Below are 21,742 nucleotides of genomic sequence, written 5' to 3'. Positions count from 1 at the left end.
TGGTTGACGGCGTGTCGCAGCGATAGTGTCAGTGTCGCGGATCGCCCGGCGCGCCGACGAACCAGACGTTCTCCTCGCGCAATTGCCTACTGCGCCAGCCGTCGGACGTCCGCACGAGCTCGTGGTGGTAGTACCCGCCGCATGAACTCATCTCAGCCACGCCCGGCAATTGCATGGGGTTGTAAAACATCGCCCGCACCGTCGCGGTATCGCCGGTGATATCGCTTTCAATGTTCGTGATGTAGTGCATGCTCCATGGGATCACGCCGAAATTCGCTGCGAACCAGTCGACGACCTCATCGCGACTGCCCACGATCGCGCCCGCCGACGAGTAGTCGATGTGGGCGTCGTCGGTGAACACCGAGCGATACAGCTCCCAGTCCTTGGTGTCGACGGCGCGCGCGTATCGGTAGAGCAACCGGGCGATTTCGCCCCCATCGCTCATTCGGGCATGCCGATCGTCTTCGCCTCCAGGTACTCCTTGTAGCCCTCTTCACCGTTGCGGTATCCCAACCCACTCTGTTTGGTGCCGCCGAACGGACTCCCAATACCGAAGTGGCTCTTGCCGTTGATGGTGACATTGCCGGTACGCATCCGCTTGGCCACCTCGAGCGCGCGGTCGAGATCGCCGCCGCTGACCTCACCGGAGAGGCCGTAGATCGAGTTGTTGGCGATCGCGATCGCCTCGGCGTCGCCCTCGTACGGAATGACCGACAGCACCGGCCCGAAGATCTCCTCCTGCGCCACTTGCGAATCCGGGTCGACGTCGGCCAGCAGCGTCGGCTGCACGTAGTAGCCCTTGGGTAGCTTTTCGGGAATGCCGCCGCCGGTAACCAACCGGGCGCCCGAGTCGATACCGGACTTGATCAACCCGAGCACCTTCCGCCGCTGCCCCTCGCTGATCTGCGGGCCCTGCATGTTGTTCGGATCCCACGGATCACCGACCGGGAAGTTCTCCATCATGTTCTTCATGATCTCGATGCCTTCGTCATAACGACTGCGCGGCAACAGGACCCGGCTGGGAAGAATGCAACTCTGACCCGACATCACGCACGCCATCAATGCAGCCATCGGCAGCGCCATGTTGAAGTCGGCGTCGTCGAGCACGATATGGGCGGATTTACCGCCGAGCTCGAGCAGCGTCTTCTTGACCGTCGACGCACCCGCGGCCAGGATCGCCCGGCCGGTCGCGGTGGACCCGGTGAACGTGATCATGTCCACCCTCGGATCAGCGGACAACGCCGCGCCCACCTCATTGGCATTGGAGACCACAACGTTGAACACCCCCGCGGGAATGTCGGTCTCCTCGGCCACGATGCGGCCGTACTCGCTACCCGACCACGGTGTCAGCTGCGCGGGTTTGAGGACGACCGTGTTGCCGGCCATCAGCGCCGGCACCGTCTCGGCGACGTTGAGGTAGAACGGCACGTTCCACGGAGTGATCGCCCCGACCACCCCGACGGGTTCGTAGTGGATCTTGCGCCGCGCCGGCCCCATCGGGGTCTCGTGGACGCCGTTGTCGGCGAGATACTCGAAGTTCTTGCCGTGCTCGGCCCAGTGCTTGACCTCTTCGATCGGGCTCTCGATCTGAGAACCGGTCACCTTCACCGGACAGCCGACCTCGGTGATCAACACCCGCCGCAGATGTTCCTTGTTGCGTTCGAACGCCTCGTGCAGCTGGTTCAGGCAGTGATAGCGGAAGTCCAGATCGCGCGACCAGTCGGTCTCATCGAATGCCCGTCGCGCCGCCCCGACCGCACGTTCCATGTCGGCCACGGTCCCGTCGGTCGCCTGTCCGGCCACCTCTTCGCTGGCAGGGTGGATGACGTCGAACGTCGCGCCGCTGCTGGTGTGTTGCAGTTCGCCGTCGATGAGCATCCGCTCGTCGCCGGCCAGTACTCCTGTTTCGTCCTGCACGCTGGTCATGCGCTCAGCGTTACAAACTTTAGGGGAAGTGTCACCCCCCGGTTGACGGCGACGAATCAGCCGGGCTGTTTGATCCCCGCCGCGTGCCGAAGCTGGGCCAGGAACTGGTCGTCGTCGTCGCTGCGAACGATGTAGTGCGAGATCGCGACGCGAATTGCGGTGGCCGCCTTGACCGCTCCGTTGGGCCCGGTCAACAGCTTCTCCAGCCGCGCCCGCATGATCGGAAGGATCCGTCCCAGCTGTCCGATCACGACCTCGGGTTCGATGTCGACCAGCCGCACACCCGAGTAGGAGTGCTGATATTCGACGATGAACCGCAGCGCCGCGTCGAGTTTCTCGGTACCGCGCAGACCAGCCGTCGCCTTGCTTATCCCGTTGTCGAACATCTCGCGTTCGTGGACGCCGAACGCATCGAGGAGTTCTTGTTTAGAGGCGAACCAGCGATACAACGTCGGCCGGGAGACACCAGCCTGGAGAGCGACCTCGGAGAGGCTGAGCTTGGTCTGTCCACTGCGGGCGAGTACTTCGGCGGTCGCGACGAGGATTCGATGTCGGGTCGAGGTGTCCTCGGCGGTTCCGGGTGCATCGAGCAGTGGATCGTTCACTTTCTATGCCTCAATCGTTCGGGGGTTCGATGATTTTAGTTCGTCACTCAAAGCGACTTCTCGAGGACGGCGACCGTGTCGAGATCCTCGAGCGCCGCGACCGCACGCCTCAATCCCTTCAGCGCGATCCCTTCGTCCTGCATGCCACCCATCCCCGCGGTGACAAGTGCGGCCACATATGCGTACAGCGCACCCTGCCGGTAGCGCTCCCACAGATCTTCGCGATCGAGGTCCGGTCCGCCGGCCGCGGCCAGCGCCTTGCGGTATTCGTCGAGGATGTCGCGCTGGTTGGCCCGCCGGTCGTCAGCGGTCAAGCTGGTGATCAGGGTGTAAGACAGTTCCCGGCTCGGATGCCCGCGTCGGACCGCCTGCCAGTCCAGTAGGCCTGCTGCGCCCTGACGGAAGTAGACGTTCCCCGGGTGGGCATCACCGTGCATGACCGTGTGCGGGGGCGTGTCGATGAGGCGCGCCACTGCGCGGTAGTTCTCGTCGATGAAGCGCCCCCGCTCGACGGCGATGTCGGTACGCTCGGCGATCCGCCTTGCCGAGGTCTTGAGCAGCGTTCCGACCATCGGCGTGGAGCGGTCGGTGGAGCCGGAGTGCAGCCAATCGGGGATCCGGCCCCAGAACGTTCCGTGCAGCCGGGCCAGGAGTTCGACGATCTGAGCGGCGTGGTCGACGCTGAGCGGATTGAGCGTGTCAGGAAACTCGCAATCGTCGGCTGCGAGGTCCTCGAGCACCAGCACGAAGCGGCCGGTCAAGGGGTCGAAGGCTGATCCGAAGGACTTGGGCACGCCGCTCAATTGGGATGAGAGCTCCCGATAGAACCGCGTCTCGGTCGCGGCGAGGCCGCCTATCTCACCCATCATGCGGGTCGCGACCGTTTCGGCGGGCATCTTCACGAACACCGACTCGGGGACATCTGCACCGGTTAGCTCAAGCCGGGCCCGGGACGACGTGCCCGCGTCGCCGCCGATCACCGACACCGACGTCACTGTGCATCCCATCAATTGGGACAGGTACGCCGCATTGAGCTCGTCTACCGTGCGGGGGAGCGATCGAACACGACCGATGGCGGCGTCGGTGACGATACGTTGTACACCGCGCCCGAGATGCGATGCGAGGCCGACGACCGGCGCGACTGAATTCACCTCGTTAGTTTACAAAGTTGACGTGATTTGTAAAGGTGCGAGGAAAAGTTGTAATGGAGAGGAATGCGATGGCCGGACCGTTGGCGGGCGTCAGAGTCGTCGAACTCGGTGTGTGGGTTGCGGGGCCCGCAGCCGGCGGAATTCTGGCGGACTGGGGCGCCGATGTCGTCAAGATCGAGCCGCCGGACGGCGATCCGGCACGGCTGTTCGGCCGGATGCTGGGCGTCGAGGACGGCTCGAGTCCGCCCTTCGAGATGGACAACCGCGGAAAGCGCAGCATCGTGCTCGACGTGACAACCGACGAGGGACGCAAGAACGCGCGTGAGTTGTTAAGCGGCGCCGACGTTTTCCTGACCAACGTGAGGCCGGCCGCGCTGGCACGGGTCGGACTGGACTTCGAGGCCGTGGCCGCGGCGAACCCGGCGCTGGTGTACGGACTGATCACGGGCTACGGCGAGAGCGGTCCCGATGCCGACCGTGCCGCGTTCGACGTCGCCGCCTTCTGGGCCAGATCGGGCCTGGCGCACCTGCTGACGCGGCCCGGTGAAACCCCGCCGTTTCAGCGCGGCGGAATGGGCGACCATGGTGCCGGTATGACCCTGGCCGCGGCGGTGTGCGCGGCGCTCGTGTCGCGCGGACGCACCGGCAAGGGGCAGATGGTCAGCACGTCGCTGTATCGGCAGGGCGCCTACACCGTCAGCTTCGACCTCAACACGTTCCTGATGACGGGCAATCCCATCGCGATCGGCCAGCGTGAATCGATGGGCAACCCGTGCATGAACAACTATGCGGCCGGTGACGGACGACGCTTCTGGATCGTGGGTCTGCAAGCGGGCCGGCACTGGCCGCCGCTCTGCCGTGCCGTCGGTCGGACCGACTGGCTCACCGATCCCCGCTACGACACACCACTGAACCGCGCCGTCAACTCACGGGAGCTGATCGCCGAGCTCGACGAGATCTTTGCGACCAAACCGCTCGACGAGTGGGCGGAGATCTTTGCCGGCGAACCGGATTTCTTCTGGTCGCCGATCAACTCGCTCGAGGACGTGATGGGTGACGAGCAGTTCTACGCGTCGGGCGGCATCGTGAACGTGCCCGACGGCGAGGGTGGCATATCGATGGTCGCCTCACCCGCGGACTTTCACGGCACCCCGTGGGAACCGCGCTCGCCGGCACCTGAACTCGGGCAACACACCGACGAGATTCTCACCGAGCTAGCGGAGCATCAGCTCACGAAACGTTCGACGTAGGGCGCGAAGCGCCGGCGGAGGTCGTCCTTGTCGAGGCCGAGATCCTCGGGGTGGTACTCGACGTTGCCAAGACGGCCCCGGGCGTGGCCGGCCATGTATTCGGAAACGGCCTTGCGCGACTCGTCGCTCGGCCTATACCCGGCCGTGTCCCAAACCCGTTGCGCCATGGCCAGATCGTCGGCCATGAACTCGTCGAACCGGACGTCGATGGTGCGGTCGGGCGGCAGCAGATGGTGGTCGCGCATGCACGCCGACAGCATCTCTTCGATGCGGGTGATCCAGTATTCGGCGACAGTGTGCACGTCGACCTGGTCGACGCTCATCCGCATCGTGTAGGTCATCATCGTGGCCATCGAGACGGAGACGTCGACGGGGTCACGGTGGGTGATGATGAACGTGGCGTCGGGAAAGACGTTGAGCAGCGGGACGAACTGCTCGAGGTGTTGCGGGCTCTTGAGGATCCAGCGCCTGCTGTAGCCGTCCTCGTGGGTGAGCACCTGCAGCATCATGCGGAGGAACTGGTACCCCGGCGTCTGATCGTTGTCGCGAAGGTAATCCGACCATCGCGGCAGGTGGGTGAGCGTCGTGAAGAAGCCGCTCGCGAAGTCCTGCACCATCAGGCCGATGTCCTCGTGGATGTGGTCGATGGTCATCTCGTGCATCAACTGGAAGTACGGCATGAGCGTGTTCGAGATGTTGAGCGCGTCGCCGGTGCGCTGCCTGCGCGGTTCGATCGTGCCCTCCTCGCCGGGGGCGGGCAGCGGTTCCTGAGCCTCCCAGTACGGTAGTGACCGCAGTGCGGGGTCAGCGGCGAGCAGGCTGTGCAGGTGGGTGGTGCCGGTGCGGGGCAGGCCCGCGATGACCATCGGAGCCGCGACGTCGATGTCGAAGATCCCGGGATTCCTGTTCAGGTGGTCGATGACTCGAAGCCGCCCTTTGAGGAACGTCAACATCAGCGAGAAGGCATAGGTCCGCCCGAAGTCGGTCAACTCGGGTAGCTCGTCGAATGCCTGCAGCAGCACCGACATTCGCTCGCGGTAGTCCTGCTCGCCGAAGTCGGTCAGGCCCGTTTGCGCGGACGCCTGCTCGTGCAGCGCGTCCGCGGTGAGCGGGCAGTATTGGGCCATGGCGGCCATGCCGTCGATGATCGCCTGGGCGTCGGGCGTGAAGGTGGGGCGAGCGAGGTCGGTGATGTGAACGGCGTCGGCGGCGGGCACAGCCCGGACGGTACCGCTGCGTTACAGATTTTACAAGGAGTGTTGTGCTGTAAGTTCAGCGCAACCTATGATGCCGGCTATGTCTTTTCCGGAGAGTGCGGCCGCGTGGCGTGAATTGCTTTCGGCATTCTCGGAGTTCGACAAACTCTTCTCGGAGGGCCCCAAGGCGGTTCGCGGGGCGGTGGCCACGGCGGAGGGCTATCAGAACCTGGCGACCATGCTGGCGCTGTCGCTCGACATGAACTTCTTCGCCGATACCGTCGCCCCTCGCTTCGTCGATCTCCTCACACCGTTCCGCCCCGACCGGCGCTGGGGCGGGGACAACACCGACTGCTACTACAGCTACGCCGTCGTCGATCCGCGCCGGACATACCGGGTCAGCGGCTCACCCAATGACAGTGCGATGTACTCGATCACGGTGTACAACGAACCCGATCCGGGCGCCTGGCCCAATCGGACTGTCGGACTTCTCTACGACACCGACATGGGCCTCGACGGCGACGGTCGCTTCTCCTGCGTGCTCGGTCCGCAGCGTCCGAGCGGATACAGTGGACCGTTCATCGAGTTGTCCGACGACGCCCGCGGCATACTCACCCGCGACTACCACGAACATCCGGAAACGGGCAGGCGCGTCGACTGGACCGTCGAGGTCATCGACCATGCCGGACTACCGGTGGTTCCGGCGAAGACCGATGCGGCCGTGGCGAAGTCATTGCGGGCCACGCTGCGTTCCGCGCAGGACATGTACGCGCTGATTCCGCTCATCCTCGTCGAGCGTCAGCCCGAGGCCTTGCCCGACGGTCAGTCGTTGACGACCAACACGCTGGCGCCGCCGTATCGGGCAGGGGGAGCGACGTTCGGGTACTCGATGCAGGACGCCTGCTATTGCCTCGGCGGCTTCTCTCTGCAGCCCGGTGAGGCGCTTGTCATCACCACCCGGCAGCCGAAATGCAGGTTCTGGAACCTCACGCTGTGGAATCAGTACATGGCGGCACTGGACGTCGAATACGGCCGTGCGGGGATCAATTCCGGTACGGCCGTTCCCAATGCGGACGGAACCACGACGATCGTCATCAGCCGTGAACTTCTCGACCATCCGAATGCGATCTCGACGAAGGATCACGCCGAAGGGCTGCTGTCGTTCCGCTGGTTCCACTCCGACGACCTGCCCGAGCATCCGACGACCGCGGTCGTGCCTGTGGACGAGGCGCCGCGCGCGGTCGTCCGATCAGCCGACGATCGGGCCGATCCACTGTCGTAGGTACCTGCGCAGCTTCGCACCGCTGCGCGGTGTCGGCGCGACGACCATCGACTGAATCATCCGCAGCAGGAACTCCACGAGATCGTTCATCCGTGCGCCCTTGAAACCCATTGCTGCCCAATCGATGTGGGTGTGCTCGAGCATGGCCCTCGAGCGCTTGATGGCCGCGGGCATCACCATCTGACGACTGATCAGCCGCATCCGGTCCGTCTCCAACAGCAGAGCCAACAGTGGCTCCTCGGGGAGGCGCTCGATCAGATAGGCGACCGCTTCGACGAGCAGATCCGTCGCGTCGTCGAAGCCTGCGGTGAGCTCACCGATCCTTGCCGTCCAGCCATCCAAGGCCACCTCGGCCGCGGCCGCGAGCAACTCCTCGGTCGAGGCGAAGTGGCGATAGACGGTGGGCCGGGTGACTCCGAGGTCGGTCGCGATGTCGGACACCGTGGTGCGCTGCGGGCCGCGGCGTTCGATGCTCGCGAGCGCCGCGTCGAGGATCCGTTTACGGGCCTCTCGGTCATCGGCGGGCGGCGCACCCGCCCAGCCTTTACGCCCCATGTGGGCTCCGGGCTGCGCGGCACAACATACAGCCAGCGTATAGGTGTCAAATCAGCCGCGCGAGCCCGGTGCTTTACAGATTGCGTCAAGAGTGTCACGCTCTCGGAATGGGTTATTCCGCCGCAGACGAGTCCTTCACCCACCAGTTGCCTCGGCCGTTCGACGAGGTGCACCACCCGGATTCCACGTGGTCTGACCGGTGCTACTTCTTCGCCGCCTCGCCCGACGGCGATCTGCTGCTGGCGTCCGGTTATGGAAACAACCCCAACACCAAGTCGGGGCTCGGCTACGTGAAGGTGACGTTCGCCGATGGACGCCACTACGACCTACTGGCCGGCCGCCCGGTCGACGGTGGCGGTCGCGCCGACGTGGGTGCCGGACCGATGCGGTGGACGTGCGTCGAGCCTCTGAAGAAGTGGAAGCTGGAGGTCGAACCCAACAACTCCGGCATCGCATGGGAGCTGTACTACGAACCGACCGCCCCGATGTGGGAGCTGCTGCCGCTCAAGGTAACCGGCAAGGACGGCCGGGTCATCGCGGACATGTACCACATGAAGGAGCCGGGCAAGTGGACCGGTTGGGTGGAGGTCGAGGGTGAACGCATTTCCGTCGACGGCTTTCACGGTGGTCGCGACCGGACCTTCGGGGTCCGGGTGGCGGACGAGATCGACTTCTGGCTCTGGCTCGACGCGGGGTTCGATGATCGTGCCATCGAGGCCTGGATCTTCGAAACCGCCGACGGCACAGTGACCTACGTCGACGGCGGCATCACCCACAACGACGGCACCCTGTCGAAGCGGTTCGTCAAGATCCAGCACGACGTCGAGTTCGACCGCGACCGCAAGCGGCCGGCGAGCGCCGTGTTGGTCTTCACCGACGAGGACGGCGAGCAGTATCGCGTCACCGCCGACACGCCGCACCAGCACGTGAACGCCTACTACGGACTGCCGATGTCGAAGTGCAACTTCGAAGATCTCGGCGGCGGCGAGTACTTCATCCATTTCCTCTGGGACAGCAACGAAGACGGTGAACTCGTCGAGAACGAGGACAAGGCGATGGCGGTCGACCAGCTGATGCGCTTCGACTTCGACGGCCGCACCGGGTGGGGCATCTTCGAGATTCTCATGGGCGGAGACGCGTACCCCCGCTACCCGAACTGGCGTCCGATGGATATGGCGAAGTTCAAGCAGGACCGGCGCACGGTGAATCGTGAGCCCGCGGGGAAGAAATGACCTACGGCAGCGACGTTGTCGATCGGCTCACCGAATGGCTGCGCACGCAGCTTCCGGATATCGACGACCTGCGGCTCGAGGGGCTCGATCGCGTGGAGTTCGGACACTCCGCTGAGATGATGGTGCTGACGATCGTGTCGGGCGCAGACAGGCGCGATGTCGTGATCCGGCTGCGGCCACCGTCTCCGGCACTGCTCGAACCCTATGACCTGGCAAAGCAATTCACCGTGTTGCGTGCGCTGGAAGGTTCCGCCGTCCGGGTGCCTCGCGCACTGTGGCTGGAAGATACGGGCGACGTCCTGGGCCGGCCGTTCTTCGTCATGGAGCGAGTGCCGGGGACGGTGTACGAGTTGGAGGCGCCCTCCGAGCCCGAGGATTCAGTCCGGCGGATGTGCCACAGCATGGCCGAACAGCTGGCCGCTCTCCACACGGTCGACATCGCGGGTGCGGGCCTGGATGCTCTTGCCGACGGTCACAACCACCTCGACCGTGAGATTGGGCACTGGTCCGCGGAGATGGAGCGGGTCAAACGCGGCACGCTGCCCGCGCTGGAACGACTGCTGCGCGAACTCAAGGGCAGCCAACCCGCGCCGTCTTCCGCAGTGACCCTGGTGCACGGTGACGCCAAGCCCGGCAACTTCGCCTTCGTCGACGGCGAAGTCAGCGCGGTCTTCGACTGGGAACTGACCACCATCGGCGATCCGATGACCGACATCGGCTACCTGGAGTTGTTGTGGCGCATGCCGGTAGGGATCCCCAGCCATGAGGCGGCGCCGGTCATCGACGACGTCGTCGCCCACTACGCGGCCGCGAGCGGGCTCACCATCGCGTATCGCGAGTGGTACCGGGCCTTCAACGCCTTCAAGCTCGCCGTGATCAACCTGATCGGCTCACGGCTCTTCGACGACGGAGCCACCGAGGACCACCGGTTCATGCTGAATGCCTATGGCATACCGATATTCACGCAGATGGGGCTCGCCGAGCTGGGAGTCACCGAGCAGTTGGAGGACGGCCCGGTGATGCCCAGCGAGGAACGGATGAAGCAGGCGCAGACCGCGCACTAGGCGCTGATACCCAAGCGATCTTCGAGCAGGCCGACGGAATCGAGATCCTCGATCGCCTGCGTGGTACTCGCCATGGCGGCCAGCGACACGTCGATGGGCTGCCACTGCGCGCCCATCGCCGCGGTGGATGCGGCCGCTATCCACGAATACACGGCGAAGAGCCGGTACTGCTCATGGGCTGTTGCGGCATCGAGCTCGACGCCGTTGCGGGCGAGCGCGGTCCGGTAGCGGGCGAGCAGAGCGTCCTCCTCGGCGCGCCGCGTCTCGATCGGCAGCGAATTGCACAGGAAATACCCGACATCCCGCACTCCCGGACCGCGGCCTGCCACGGCCCAGTCGTAGAAGCCCGTGCGTTTCCCGTCGACGAACAGGTTCCCGCTGTGGGTGTCGCCGTGGATCAGGGTGCGCTCACCCTCGCCGAACAGGGCGACGATGTCGAGTGATCGGGACGCGTAGAGGTGGCCGAGGCGTCGGAACACGGCCGGCATGTCATCGGCGAACTGGTCGAGCGCCGACACGATGAACTGTGCTCGGCGGGAGGCTGTTTCGGTATCGGCGGGCTTACTTTTCATGCCTGATGGGGTGCGCAGCCAGGCGAGATCGTGCCCCTGGAATTCCGCGTGCAGGATGGCGAGCTCATCCATGGCCGACGCGGCGACGTCGACGATGTCGTCGTCACCAGGGGTGGGAAAGCGGCACCCGGAGGCGGTGAGATCCTCGAGCACCATCACGAACGAGCCATCGGACTCGTCGTACGCGGCATGCCATACCGTCGGTGACCGCACGGGAAGTTCGCCGCCCACTTCGGAATAGAGCCTCGCCTCGGCGACACCGAGACCGATCTGACGCAGAAACTTGCGCTGCTGCTCTGCGAACGGCTGCAGTTTCACGAACACGGTTTCGGGTACGCCCGACGACTCCGATGACGACGCGGTCAGGCCGACGCGTGCACGGCCTGTGGTGCCGGAATGCGCATCGAGAACGTCCACCGCATCGACCGGTGCGCCGAGCACGTCGGAGAACCACTGCGGCGTCAGGTCGTCGACGCTCGACGGGATGTTCACCGCCCGGTCTCAGGGGCGTGGTGCTTGACGCGGGCGGCGTGCCGAAGCTGATCCAGGAAGTCGGCGTCATCGTCGCTTTGCACGACGTAGTGCGAAATCGCCACGCGCACAGCCGTCGACACGGCCAGAGCGGGATCAGGCCCAGACGCGAGGCGCTCGAGCCGCTGCCGCATCAGCGGTATGACGCGCGATAGCCGCTTGATGACCTGAGCCGGCTCGATGTCGACCATGCGCAGCCCCGGGTAGGACTGCTGGTAGTCGACGATCACCTGAAGGGCTGCGTCGAGTTTCTCGCACGCGGGCAGATGGGCGGTCGCCTCGGCCACCGCAGTTTCGTAGAATTGGCGCTCCCACACCACGAAGGCTTCGAGCAGTTCCTTTTTGGAGGCGAACCACCGGTAGAGCGTGGGGCGTGACACCCCGGCCTGCGCAGCGACCTCCGACAGGCTGAGCTTGGTCATACCGTTGCGGCCGAGCACCTCCGCGGTGGCGGCGAGAATTCGTTGACGTGTCGAGCTGTCAACCTCGACCCACGATTCCTCCATCGGCATAGCTTTACAAATTTTTGGCGAAGTGTCACGCTAAATCTGTGACAGCCCCACCTGTGCAGGCGCGTGAGTACAGCCGGTTCGACATCACGTCGCACGATTTCTGGAGTCGGCCCTTCGACGCCCGCGACGAGATATTCGCCCAGCTACGCGCTGGTGACGGCCTGACCTGGCACCGGCCGTTCGACTCGATGTTCCCGATGGAGGAGCCCGGTTTCTGGGCGCTGACGCGTCGTGCCGATATCGCGTTCGTCAGTCAGCATCCTGAGCTGTTCAGCTCGGCCGACGGGGTGGCGCTGAACCCGATGCCCGCCGAGATCCAACGGTTCGCATCGTTCTTCCTGAGCATGGATCCGCCGCAACACACCGTGTACCGCAGGCTGATCAGTTCGGCGTTCACGCCCCGCAACGTCCGTCAGATCGAGGAGCAGATCCGCCGCAATGCCGTCGCGATCGTCGATGAGCTCGTCGGCGCCGGGGACGTCGACTTCGTGGCTGCGTGTTCGGCGCGGCTGCCGATGCTGACGATCATGGACATGCTCGGCGTGCCGACCGCGGACCAGCCGGCCGTCGCGTACGCCGCCGAGAAGCTGTTCGGCATGAGCGACGACGAGTACGCGACACCCGAGGAGCGGGCCGAAGACCCGATCGCGCAGATCACGCTGCTGTCGAACACCGGGGTCGAGCTGGCGCAGTTCCGGCGCAAGAATCCCGGTGACGACTTGATGACGGGCATCGTCAACGCGGAGGTCGACGGCCACCGGCTGACCGACGAGGAGATCGGTGCCTTTCTGATCCTGCTGGCGTCGGCCGGGAACGACACGACCAAACAGGCCACCACACACGCGATGCTGGCCCTGACCGCGAACCCCGCACAGCGGGAGTGGCTAATGGAGGACTTCGACAACCGGATCGGTGCGGCGGTCGAGGAATTCGTCCGGTGGTCGTCACCGGTGTTGCAGTTCGCGCGCTTCGTGACCGAGGACACCGAGATCAACGGTGCGTCGGTGCGGGCGGGCGACAAAGTGGGTCTGTTCTACTGCTCGGCGAACCGGGACGAATCTGCCTTCGCCGACCCCGACGTGTTCGACCTGTCGCGCTCACCCAATCCGCATCTCGGGTTCGGCGGCGGCGGACCGCACTTCTGTCTGGGCAGCCAGTTGGCCAAGGCCGAGCTGCGAAACCTGTTCCGGGAACTGCTGACCCGATTGACCACCGTCGAGTTCGGTGAGCCAGACCTGCTTTATTCCAACTTCGTTCACGGCGTCAAGCGCCTGCCTGCCTTCGTTCGATAGGGGTGACCATGCGGGTGGAAGTCGATCTGGACAAGTGCACGGGCCACGGCATCTGCGAATCGATCGCTGAAGAGGTGTTCGAGGTGTCCGATGACGGCATCGTCGTGATTCACGACAACGAACGGCCCGAAACCGATCGCGATCGTATGCAGCAGGCCGTCACTCAGTGCCCCGTGGCGGCGCTGCGCCTGACCGACTGAGGACATTTGGTGGGCGTACGTCTATCGTGTCGTCGGTGAAGCCGATACGCGTCGTCGTTGGGCTGGTCGCCGTGGCGATTGGTCTAAGCGGGTGCGGGCCCGTCGCGGACACGATCGACGAGATCAACCAGGCGGCAGAAGTGGCACCGCCGGTGCCCAGCGTCCAGGCGCCGGACGAGTCCCTAGCTGGCAACGCCGTCGTCGCGGCGGCAGCGCACAGCGTCGTCAAGGTCATGAGCAGCTCGTTTGCATGCCGGAAGGTCCTGGAGGGCAGTGGCTTCGTCATTGGCCCCAACCGCGTGATGAGTAACGCACACGTAGTGGCGGGTGCGGACAGTTTCAACGTCTCGGTCGACGGTCACGACCACGAAGCCACCGTGGTCGCCTTCGATCCGAATGCTGACATCTCGATCCTGGATGTTCCGGGATTGCAGGCGCCACCACTGGATTTCGCCCACGGCACCGCGTTGAAGGGCACTGACGCCGTGGTGCTCGGCTATCCAGGTGGGGGACCGTTCGTCGCCTATCCGGCTCGGATCCGTGAGGTCATCGAACTCACCGGCCCGGACATCTATCGCTCCACCAGCGTGCGACGTGAGGTGTACACGATCAGAGGAAAAGTGGGACAGGGAGATTCCGGCGGACCGCTGATAGACGTGGAAGGTCGGGTGCTAGGCATGAATTTCGGCTCGGCCGTCGACGATCCCGAGACCGGCTTCGTGCTCACCACGAATCAGGTCTTTCCGCACGCCGTCGGTTCGACGGGGACCGAGCCGGTGCCGACAGGAGCCTGCGTCACCTAGCGGCCGGGCATCGGCCGGACCAATACCGATTCCTGAATCGCGCCCACGGGCCCGGACTCGTCGAACAGCGTGCCGATTGTCGTACCGATCCCGTCGGGACCGTAGTTGGTCTCGGCGCGGATGCCGATCCACTCGCCCTCCGGAACCCGGTGTACGTGCACGACCAGGTCGGTGTTCATGAAGGTCCACTTCCTGATGTCGAGCTTGGTGCCGATGCCGTTGGCGTCGTCGGCCACGGCGAACAGTCGCTCCAGGGGTGTCATGGACTCGCCCTTGACCAGGTCGACCTCGGGGCGGATCCACGACTCGCCGGGCCCGTCGCTCATCGGCTGAGTCAGCCACCGCCAGTCGAGGCTGTGCACGTAGTTGCGATCCCAGTCCTTTTTCATGTCGCGGCTGCGCGCCTCCGACAGTGGCCGGAGCGGCGGCGCCGAGGTGCGAACCACATCCGCGGTGTCGATCGTCTTCAGTCGCCACCCGCTGGCACGGGCCACCGCGCGGGGCTCACCGTCACGACCGGGCGCCAGCATCTCGCCACTGACCAACTCGATTTGCTTGCCGGAGCGCTCGATTCGGGATCGCACCCACAGGTCTCCCTCGGCGGGGACCGCGCCGAGCAGATCGATCATCACGCGGCTCAGCCGGGTGTCGTCGCGGGCCTCGCATCTCTCGAGCGCGCGCGCCAGTAGGGCCGAGACCGGTGCGCCCTGCTGTATTTCGGCCGTCCAGGTGCTGCGGACCAGATCGGTCGCCGCGAACTTCTCGCCGAGCGGATCGGTCGCATCGATCAATTCGTAGTAGGAATCGCTCACGGCAGGCCGGCCCCCGGGACGTCGACGGTCATTGCATCGACGCGTGACTCCTTGGTCCCGATCAGCCGTTGCGGATAGGCGTCCGTGCTGGAGAGCAGAAACAGCGTGCGCCGCTCCGGCCCGCCGAGGGTGCAGGCGATCGCGGTGCGGTCGCCCATCTCGATCCTTTCGGTGACCGTGCCACCCTCTTCGATCCGCTCGAACGCGTGCGCCAGGGTCATCGCCACCCAGACCCCGCCCTCGGCGTCGAGGCAGATGCCGTCGGGCGGCCCGTCGAGTCCATCGGCGAATATCGTTCGGTCGCTGAGCGATCCGTCGGTCGCGATGGTGAACGCGGTGAGCCGCCGTCCGGTCGACTCCGCCACGATCAGCGTCGTGCGGTCAGGGGTGATCGCCATGCCGTTGGGGAAGTCGAGGCTCTCGGCGACGACGGTGATCGAGTCGTCGGGATCGACCCGGACGATCACGCCACCCTCACGTGCCTGGGATCCGATGTAAGCGCGGCCAGTGTCGTCGATGACCATGTCACCGAGCGCGGCGGGCACGACGGCCGACAGATCGGCGACCTCCTCGACGGTGTACCCGTCGTAGCGCAGCAGCCGGCACTGTTCACCGGACACGATCAGCAGCGTCCCGTCGGGGCGGAACCCCAAACCGGACGGGTGGTGGCCCGGCAGCGGGAGGGTGGTGAGGTCGCCATGAAGGTTGACGGTGTGCACCGCCTCGCCCAGCATGTCGGAGAACCACAGCAGTCCCTCGAACCACCGAGGACCCTCACCGAAGCAGAAACCTTTGGTCAGTGTCGTCAGCGTGTCGGCACCTTTACAAATCACGTCATAAGTGTCACGCTCGCAGGGTGCGACTGTCAACTAGGTGGCGGGTGTGAAGAAGTTCTACGGCCACACGCTTCTTTATCTCCACGAGACGATTGCGCTGGGTGAAGGCCTAAGCGGGCAGTTCACGAGCGTCTTCGGCGAGGTTTACCACCCGATGATGGAAGCCCTCGGGGCCCGACTGTTCGCGATATGGGAGACCACGCCGTACAACGGTCACTGGCCCCAGGTGACGATCATCTGGGAGATCGATGCGTTCGCGGACTACGCCCGCATCGGTAAGGCACAGGCGCCCGGTGGCAGCCATGCCGACGCGGCGGCGACGTGGCGGGCCTTCCTGGCCGAGATCCGTGCCTCCGGCGAGGGCCGGATCATGTACGCCGGGAAGTTCAACAGGACGCTGGCACAGCTGACGGAGTCGAACTTCTCCGCGGGTCTGGTGATCCAGGAGATCATGGAGACCAAGCCCGGCAAGCAGGACGATTACATCCGGGAACTCGAACGCCTGTACGTGCCGTGGTCCGAATCCACCGGAAAGCGTTGGCTCGGATCGTTCATCACGACGTTCCGCTTCAACGAAGTCATCCACTACTGGGCGCTCGATGGCGACTGGGACTGTTTCGAGAACCACTATCCGTCGTGGAAGGACAGCCCGCCCGCCGAGATCGTCACCTGGATGAGCGTCGCCCCCGCGTTGCGCGACGGGTGGGAGGATTCGATACTGCAGGCGCTACCCCCGTCGCCGCTGCGATGAGTTTCCAAGTGACACAGCTGATGCAGAACTTCTCCTACGATCCGTTCGACCCCGCGGTGATGGCCGACCCGCCGTCCTACTACCGCGTCCTGCGCGACGAGTATCCGGTGTACTACATCGACAAGTGGGACACCTACGCGCTGTCGCGCTTCAACGACATCTGGCAGGTGCTGGCGATCAACGACGGTACCTTCGTCGCGTCGGAGGGAACTTTGCCCGCGGCAACGGTTTTGGCGACACGTAACGACGGTCCGGTGCCCGATCCGCCGCTGCACCCTCTGCCGTTTCACGCGAACTTCGACGCGCCGATCTACGACTCCGTCCGTCGCTGCACCTCGGGTCAGTTCCGGCCGAAATCCGTGGCCGCACTGGCGGACCGGATCCGCGTCATGGCCAACGAGCGGCTCGACGAACTGCTGCCGCGCGGCACCTTCGACCTGACCCAGGACTACGGCGGCATCGTCGCCGCGTCTGTGGTCTGCGAATTGGTCGGGCTGCCGACCAATCTGGCATCCGATGTGTTGGCGACCGTCAACGCCGGAAGCCTGGCCCAACCGGGCAGCGGGGTGGAGGTGGCCAACGCGCGGCCCGGCTACCTGGAGTACCTCGTGCCGATCATCGAACGCAGGCGCGCCGGTGACGGTGCCGAGCTGTCGATCGCCGACAGTCTCATCGGCTACCGGCTTCCCGACGGTTCGGCGCTGTCGGACATGGAGGCCGCCGTGCAGATGCTCGGTGTCTTCATCGGCGGCACGGAAACCGTGCCGAAGATCGTCGCGCACGGACTCTGGGAATTGGGTCAGCGCCCGAACCAGTTAGCAGCCGTACGTGCGGATCTCGACGCCAACGTGCCCGTCGCGCGTGAGGAGATGATCCGCTACTGCGCGCCCGCGCAATGGTTTGCGCGCACACTGCGCAAACCGTTCACGATGCACGGTACGACGATGATTCCGGGCCAACGGGTCATCACGCTGCTCGCATCGGCAGGCCGCGACGAGCGGGAGTACCCGGAGCCCGACGAGTTCATCTGGGATCGTCGCATCGAACGGCTGCTGGCGTTCGGCCGCGGACAGCACTTCTGCCTCGGTGTGCACCTGGCCCGCCTCGAAATCGGCATCATGGTGACCGAATGGCTCAAACGAGTGCCTGACTGGCGGATCATCAGTGAAGGCGCCGCGCGCCCGCCGTCCAGCTTCCAATGGGGCTGGAACAACCTGCCCGTGGAGGTGTGAGGTGTGGGCATACCGACTCGTTGCGCCGTACACCTTTGAGCGACTTGATGTTCCACCCAAAGCCGCCGAGGACCTGACCGACCGCCACGTGCTGCTGCGCTTCATGGCAGCCGGTGTCTGCGGCAGCGACCTGCCGCCGTTCCGCGGCGTGCGCGGCAAGATCGCCGGCGACAGAGGCCTGAACGCAGCCGAGATGGTGGGCTTTCCGGTCCACGAGGTCGTCGGTGAAGTGGTGGCGAGCAACCACAGTGACCACCGGGTGGGTGACCGGGTCGTCGGCTGGGCCTCCGGCTTTGACGGGCTGATGGGACTCGTGGTCGCCGACGGCGACGGCCTCGCGCCTTACGATCCGGCGTTGAGCGCCTCGCATGCCGTCGCACTGCAACCGTTGGCCTGTGTGCTGTATGCCCTCGAACAGCTGGACCTGGCGGGCCGGCACGTCGCGGTCATCGGGCAGGGGTCGATCGGGCTGTTGTTCTCCTATGCGGCAAAGGCTTTGGGCGCACGTCATGTCACCGGGATCGACCCCGTCGACCGCGACGGCGTCGGCAAGGAGTTCGGTGTTGACACCATCGTCCGCGCGACCAGCGACCGGTGGGTGAGCCACCTGGAGCCCAGCGATCAGCCCGACGTCGTGATCGAAGCCGTCGGCCACCAGGTCGCCACCCTGGGGCATGCGATCGACGCCGCGGCGCCGGGTGGGACCGTGCTCTACTTCGGGGTGCCCGACGACGACAGCTATCCCATCAGCATGCGCGCCATGCTGCGCAAGAACCTGACGCTCAAATCCGGTGTGACGCTCGAGCGGCGACGAGTCCTCGATGCCGCCGACGCTTTCGCGAAAGACCATCCGGAGCTGCTCGCCGCCTATGTCACGCACACGTTCGGCGTCGACGACGTGCAGGCGGCGTTCGACCTGGCGTGCAAGCCGGTCCCGGACCGCGTGAAGATCGCGATCGCCGAATGAGCAGCCGACTGCAGGACGCACTCGCCGACAAGCCGCGCATCTGGGGCGGCTGGGTCGTCGGGCCGACGATCATTGGGCCGGAGGAGTTCGCAAGGGCGGGATACGACTACGTCGGATTCGACGTCCAGCACGGCTATCTCGACGACGCCGATGTCGCGCTGCTGCTGCGCCGACTGGAGCACGTACCGATCGCGACCGCGGTGCGGCTGCCGTCGGCAGATCCCGCGCCGATCGGTCGCGTTCTTGATGCCGGAGCCGACGCGGTGATCATCGCGATGGTGGAATCCGCCGAGACGGCTGCCGCCGCGGTGGCTGCCACCCGATACGCGCCGGCCGGCGTGCGCAGCTTCGGGCCGCTGCGCGTCGACATCGGTGTTGATCCCGCGGCGCACGAAGAACGCACGAGTGTCTACGCGATGATCGAGACCGCCCGAGGGTTGTCGGCGGCCGACGAGATTTGTGCGGTACCCGGTCTCTCCGGCGTCTACGTCGGACCGGCAGACCTGGCGATCTCGCTGGGGGAGAACCCGATCACCGCACTCGACACTCCCGCGGTGCTCGATGCCGTGACTCGCATCCATTCCGTTGCTTCGGGCGCGGGCCTGGTTCCCGGCATCCATGCAAACGCGGGTAAGCCTGGAAAGGCCATGGCCGAGTTGGGCTTTCGGATGATCACCCTGGCGTCGGAGTCCCAGGCGCTACGTCGCGGTGCAGCGGCGCACCTCGAGGAGGCCCAGTGACGTCGACCGGCCGCGTCGCCCTTGTCACCGGTGCGGCCCGCGGGCAGGGAGCGGCGATCGTCAAGCGACTGTACGCGGATGGCTTCCGGGTGGCCGCGTGCGACCTGCTGATCGATGAGCTGAAGGCCTGCGCTTCGGATTTGGGCGAGGGTGTGCTCGCCGTCGAACTCGACGTGACGTCCGAGCAGCAGTGGGCTGATGCCGTAGGACGGACCGTCGAGGGGTTCGGCTCGCTGACCACCCTCGTCAACAACGCCGGTGTGCTGCATCGCGCGTCGTTCTCCGAGGAGACGCCTGCGGGGTTCGAGGGGAGCTGGCGGGTCAATTGCCTCGGGCCGTTCCTGGGCATCCAGGCCTCGCTCGAGCATCTTCGCCAAGCCGACGGCGCGGCGATCGTCAACACGTGCAGCACCGGCGCCATCCGCGCGTTTCCGAATCACGCGGCGTATGGCTCGTCGAAGTGGGCGCTGCGCGGCCTCACCCAGATCGCCGCCGCGGAGCTCGCAGCCTCGGGCATCCGCGTCAACGCGGTGCTCCCCGGACCGGTCGAGACGCCGATGCTGGACCCGGTGACGCAGGCACGGCTCGCGGAGAAGGGGCGGCTCGGTACGCCGATGGAGATCGCCGACGCCGTGGCATTCCTGGTGTCCGAGCACGCGTCGTTCATCACCGGCTCCGAACTCGTCGTCGACGGCGGACAGACCCTGCAGATCGGATGAACCAGATGACCAAAGCTGTCTCGGTGGGCATCATCGGGGCCGGCCCTGGTGGCCTGGCGCTCGCGATCTTTCTGAGAAGGAACGGTTTTCGCGATTTTACGATCTTCGACCGCGAGGACGGCGTGGGCGGCACGTGGCGGATCAACACCTACCCGGGGCTGGCCTGCGATGTGAAGTCGCACCTGTACTCGTATTCGTTCGACCTCAACGCCCGATGGTCTCGGCTCTGGTCTGGGCAGCCCGAGATCCTCGAATACTTCGAGCGATGCGCGCAGCGCTACCAACTCGACCGTAATCTGAAGTTGCGCACAGAGGTCACGTCGGCGCGATGGGACGCCGAAACCGAGACGTGGCAGCTGAGCACAGCGGGCGGTGAGCAGTACACGTTCGACGTCGTGGTCTCGGCGATCGGCCTGTTCACCCAACCCGTGCTGCCCGACCTCGCGGAAGAGGAGCCGTTCACCGGAACGCTGATGCACACCGCTCGCTGGGATCACTCAGTCGACCTCGCCGACAAGAAGGTGGCGGTTCTCGGTACCGGATCGACTGCGGCGCAATTGATCCCCGAGGTCGCCAAGGTGGCCAAGAAGGTGTACTCGGTACAGCGATCGCCGACGTGGATTCTGCCGAAACCCGACCGCGCCTACACCGATCGTGAGAAGTGGCTGTTCACCCACGTTCCGTTCGCGAAGAAGGTCTACCGGACGCGGTTGTGGCTGCGCAGCGAGTCCAACATCGGTGTGATCGAGAACGGCAGCGAGAAGACCCACGAGTTCAAGGACATCGCCTTGCGCACCCTCGATGCCGTGGTGCCCGACGAAGATTTGCGCCGCAGGCTGACTCCGGAACATCCGTTCGGTTGCAAGCGGTTGGTCTTCGCGACGGACTATCTGCAGACGTTGACCCAACCGCACGTCGAGGTGGTGGCCAGTCCGGCTAGGGCCTTGCGTGCCCGCACCTTGGTGACCGCCGATGGCCGGGAACTCGACGTGGATGCGGTGTTGTGCGCGACAGGCTATGCGGCGGCTGACTATCTGGGCCAGATAGAGGTCGTCGGCGAGGATGCGACCACGCTACGGGAGACATGGAGTGACGGGGCGTTCGCCTACCTCGGCATGTCGGTGCCCGGATTCCCGAACTTCTTCATGCTCTACGGCCCGAACACCAACGTCGGCTCCAACAGCGTCATCTTCATGCTGGAGGCGCAGGCCCACTACATCGTGCGCGCGCTGAAATACATGCGGCGCAAACGGAAGAACTATGTCGCGGTGCGCACTACGACGATGACGGATTTCATCGACAGGATTGACGGCTGGATGCAGGGCACCGTGTGGCTCACGAGGTGCAGCAACTACTTTCGCGCGCCCAACGGACGCGTGGTCACGCAGTGGCCGCGCAGCGCTCGGGCATTCTGGGAGATGACGCGCCGCTTCCGCCCGTCCGAGTACACCTTCGAACCTCCTGCGCGACGACCAGCGGTCGAGGTGGGGTCACACTCGACGGCGAACCAATAG

23 protein-coding genes are annotated in these 21,742 nt (G+C 65.3%); 13 read left to right on the top strand and 10 right to left on the bottom strand.

Features of this window, described 5'->3' with window-relative positions; genetic code table 11:
• Positions 1–28 precede the first annotated feature (28 nt).
• The 4 genes from ACIA48_RS07105 to ACIA48_RS07090 are packed head-to-tail and all read right to left on the bottom strand — an operon-like array spanning position 29 to position 3,682.
• A complete protein-coding gene (locus tag ACIA48_RS07105) occupies positions 29–445 on the bottom strand; it encodes a nuclear transport factor 2 family protein (protein WP_396729115.1) in 417 nt (138 codons plus the stop codon).
• Positions 442–1,926, bottom strand: a complete 1,485-nt coding sequence (locus tag ACIA48_RS07100) for an aldehyde dehydrogenase family protein (RefSeq protein ID WP_396729113.1) — start codon at positions 1,924–1,926, stop codon at positions 442–444. The genes ACIA48_RS07105 and ACIA48_RS07100 overlap by 4 nt, the downstream gene beginning before the upstream one ends.
• Positions 1,927–1,982: 56 nt before the next feature.
• Positions 1,983–2,531: a TetR/AcrR family transcriptional regulator gene (locus tag ACIA48_RS07095; RefSeq protein ID WP_396729111.1), complete on the bottom strand. Its 549-nt coding sequence runs from the start codon at positions 2,529–2,531 to the stop codon at positions 1,983–1,985.
• A 47-nt stretch (positions 2,532–2,578) separates the two neighbouring features.
• Positions 2,579–3,682, bottom strand: a complete 1,104-nt coding sequence (locus ACIA48_RS07090) for a phosphotransferase (protein WP_396729109.1) — start codon at positions 3,680–3,682, stop codon at positions 2,579–2,581.
• 68 nt (positions 3,683–3,750) lie between these two features.
• Between ACIA48_RS07090 and ACIA48_RS07085 the strand changes: the two genes are divergently transcribed.
• Positions 3,751–4,932: a CaiB/BaiF CoA transferase family protein gene (locus tag ACIA48_RS07085; protein ID WP_396730667.1), complete on the top strand. Its 1,182-nt coding sequence runs from the start codon at positions 3,751–3,753 to the stop codon at positions 4,930–4,932.
• Here ACIA48_RS07085 and ACIA48_RS07080 read toward each other — a convergent pair.
• Positions 4,908–6,149 (bottom strand): sulfotransferase family protein, encoded by a 1,242-nt coding sequence (locus ACIA48_RS07080; protein WP_396729106.1) that lies wholly within the window; start codon positions 6,147–6,149, stop codon positions 4,908–4,910. The genes ACIA48_RS07085 and ACIA48_RS07080 overlap by 25 nt on opposite strands.
• A 79-nt stretch (positions 6,150–6,228) precedes the next feature.
• On the opposite strand from ACIA48_RS07080, the gene ACIA48_RS07075 reads away from it, so the two are divergent.
• Entirely contained in the window at positions 6,229–7,410 is a 1,182-nt protein-coding gene (locus tag ACIA48_RS07075) for a DUF1214 domain-containing protein (protein ID WP_396729105.1), read from the top strand.
• On the opposite strand, the gene ACIA48_RS07070 is transcribed toward ACIA48_RS07075, so the two are convergent.
• The gene (locus ACIA48_RS07070; protein ID WP_396729103.1) at positions 7,378–7,965 is read right to left on the bottom strand and encodes a helix-turn-helix domain-containing protein; all 588 of its coding nucleotides are present in this window, start codon (positions 7,963–7,965) and stop codon (positions 7,378–7,380) included. The genes ACIA48_RS07075 and ACIA48_RS07070 overlap by 33 nt on opposite strands.
• A gap of 107 nt (positions 7,966–8,072) precedes the next feature.
• Here ACIA48_RS07070 and ACIA48_RS07065 point away from each other — a divergent pair, with 107 nt between their 5' ends.
• On the top strand, positions 8,073–9,197 hold the full coding sequence (locus ACIA48_RS07065) for a hypothetical protein (RefSeq protein WP_396729100.1): 1,125 nt from the start codon (positions 8,073–8,075) through the stop codon (positions 9,195–9,197).
• Entirely contained in the window at positions 9,194–10,261 is a 1,068-nt protein-coding gene (locus ACIA48_RS07060) for a phosphotransferase family protein (protein ID WP_396729097.1), read from the top strand. The genes ACIA48_RS07065 and ACIA48_RS07060 overlap by 4 nt, the downstream gene beginning before the upstream one ends.
• Here ACIA48_RS07060 and ACIA48_RS07055 read toward each other — a convergent pair.
• Both ACIA48_RS07055 and ACIA48_RS07050 read right to left on the bottom strand, forming a co-directional pair.
• Positions 10,258–11,325, bottom strand: coding sequence for a phosphotransferase (locus ACIA48_RS07055; RefSeq protein ID WP_396729094.1), 1,068 nt, complete (start codon positions 11,323–11,325; stop codon positions 10,258–10,260). The genes ACIA48_RS07060 and ACIA48_RS07055 overlap by 4 nt on opposite strands.
• Entirely contained in the window at positions 11,322–11,870 is a 549-nt protein-coding gene (locus ACIA48_RS07050; RefSeq protein ID WP_396729092.1) for a TetR/AcrR family transcriptional regulator, read from the bottom strand. Before ACIA48_RS07050 ends, ACIA48_RS07055 begins: the two co-directional genes overlap by 4 nt.
• 44 nt (positions 11,871–11,914) lie before the next feature.
• Between ACIA48_RS07050 and ACIA48_RS07045 the strand changes: the two genes are divergently transcribed.
• The 3 genes from ACIA48_RS07045 to ACIA48_RS07035 are packed head-to-tail and all read left to right on the top strand — an operon-like array spanning position 11,915 to position 14,171.
• Positions 11,915–13,168 (top strand): cytochrome P450, encoded by a 1,254-nt coding sequence (locus ACIA48_RS07045; RefSeq protein WP_396729090.1) that lies wholly within the window; start codon positions 11,915–11,917, stop codon positions 13,166–13,168.
• A gap of 8 nt (positions 13,169–13,176) precedes the next feature.
• A complete protein-coding gene (locus tag ACIA48_RS07040) occupies positions 13,177–13,368 on the top strand; it encodes a ferredoxin (RefSeq protein WP_396729087.1) in 192 nt (63 codons plus the stop codon).
• Between the two features lie 35 nt (positions 13,369–13,403).
• Positions 13,404–14,171 carry a MarP family serine protease gene (locus tag ACIA48_RS07035; protein WP_396729085.1) on the top strand — a complete coding sequence of 256 codons (768 nt, stop codon included), beginning with the start codon at positions 13,404–13,406 and terminating at the stop codon, positions 14,169–14,171.
• On the opposite strand, the gene ACIA48_RS07030 is transcribed toward ACIA48_RS07035, so the two are convergent.
• The gene (locus tag ACIA48_RS07030; RefSeq protein ID WP_396729083.1) at positions 14,168–14,983 is read right to left on the bottom strand and encodes a thioesterase family protein; all 816 of its coding nucleotides are present in this window, start codon (positions 14,981–14,983) and stop codon (positions 14,168–14,170) included. The two genes, ACIA48_RS07035 and ACIA48_RS07030, sit on opposite strands and share 4 nt — an antisense overlap.
• A complete protein-coding gene (locus ACIA48_RS07025) occupies positions 14,980–15,816 on the bottom strand; it encodes an SMP-30/gluconolactonase/LRE family protein (protein ID WP_396729081.1) in 837 nt (278 codons plus the stop codon). Before ACIA48_RS07025 ends, ACIA48_RS07030 begins: the two co-directional genes overlap by 4 nt.
• Positions 15,817–15,865: 49 nt before the next feature.
• Here ACIA48_RS07025 and ACIA48_RS07020 point away from each other — a divergent pair, with 49 nt between their 5' ends.
• From ACIA48_RS07020 to ACIA48_RS06995, 6 genes are read left to right on the top strand one after another with little or no spacing between them, the layout of a single operon-like run.
• The gene (locus ACIA48_RS07020; protein WP_396729079.1) at positions 15,866–16,570 is read left to right on the top strand and encodes an NIPSNAP family protein; all 705 of its coding nucleotides are present in this window, start codon (positions 15,866–15,868) and stop codon (positions 16,568–16,570) included.
• 20 nt (positions 16,571–16,590) lie between these two features.
• On the top strand, positions 16,591–17,802 hold the full coding sequence (locus tag ACIA48_RS07015; protein ID WP_396730665.1) for a cytochrome P450: 1,212 nt from the start codon (positions 16,591–16,593) through the stop codon (positions 17,800–17,802).
• 1 nt (position 17,803) lies between these two features.
• Entirely contained in the window at positions 17,804–18,769 is a 966-nt protein-coding gene (locus tag ACIA48_RS07010) for a zinc-binding dehydrogenase (RefSeq protein ID WP_396729076.1), read from the top strand.
• Positions 18,766–19,509, top strand: a complete 744-nt coding sequence (locus ACIA48_RS07005) for an HpcH/HpaI aldolase/citrate lyase family protein (protein ID WP_396729074.1) — start codon at positions 18,766–18,768, stop codon at positions 19,507–19,509. The genes ACIA48_RS07010 and ACIA48_RS07005 overlap by 4 nt, the downstream gene beginning before the upstream one ends.
• A complete protein-coding gene (locus ACIA48_RS07000) occupies positions 19,506–20,228 on the top strand; it encodes an SDR family NAD(P)-dependent oxidoreductase (protein ID WP_396729072.1) in 723 nt (240 codons plus the stop codon). Before ACIA48_RS07005 ends, ACIA48_RS07000 begins: the two co-directional genes overlap by 4 nt.
• Positions 20,229–20,233: 5 nt before the next feature.
• Positions 20,234–21,742, top strand: coding sequence for a flavin-containing monooxygenase (locus tag ACIA48_RS06995; protein WP_396729070.1), 1,509 nt, complete (start codon positions 20,234–20,236; stop codon positions 21,740–21,742).

This window comes from Mycobacterium sp. NPDC051804, from assembly GCF_044452905.1.
GTDB lineage: Bacteria > Actinomycetota > Actinomycetes > Mycobacteriales > Mycobacteriaceae > Mycobacterium.
This window is presented reverse-complemented; position numbering and strand designations above follow the sequence as displayed.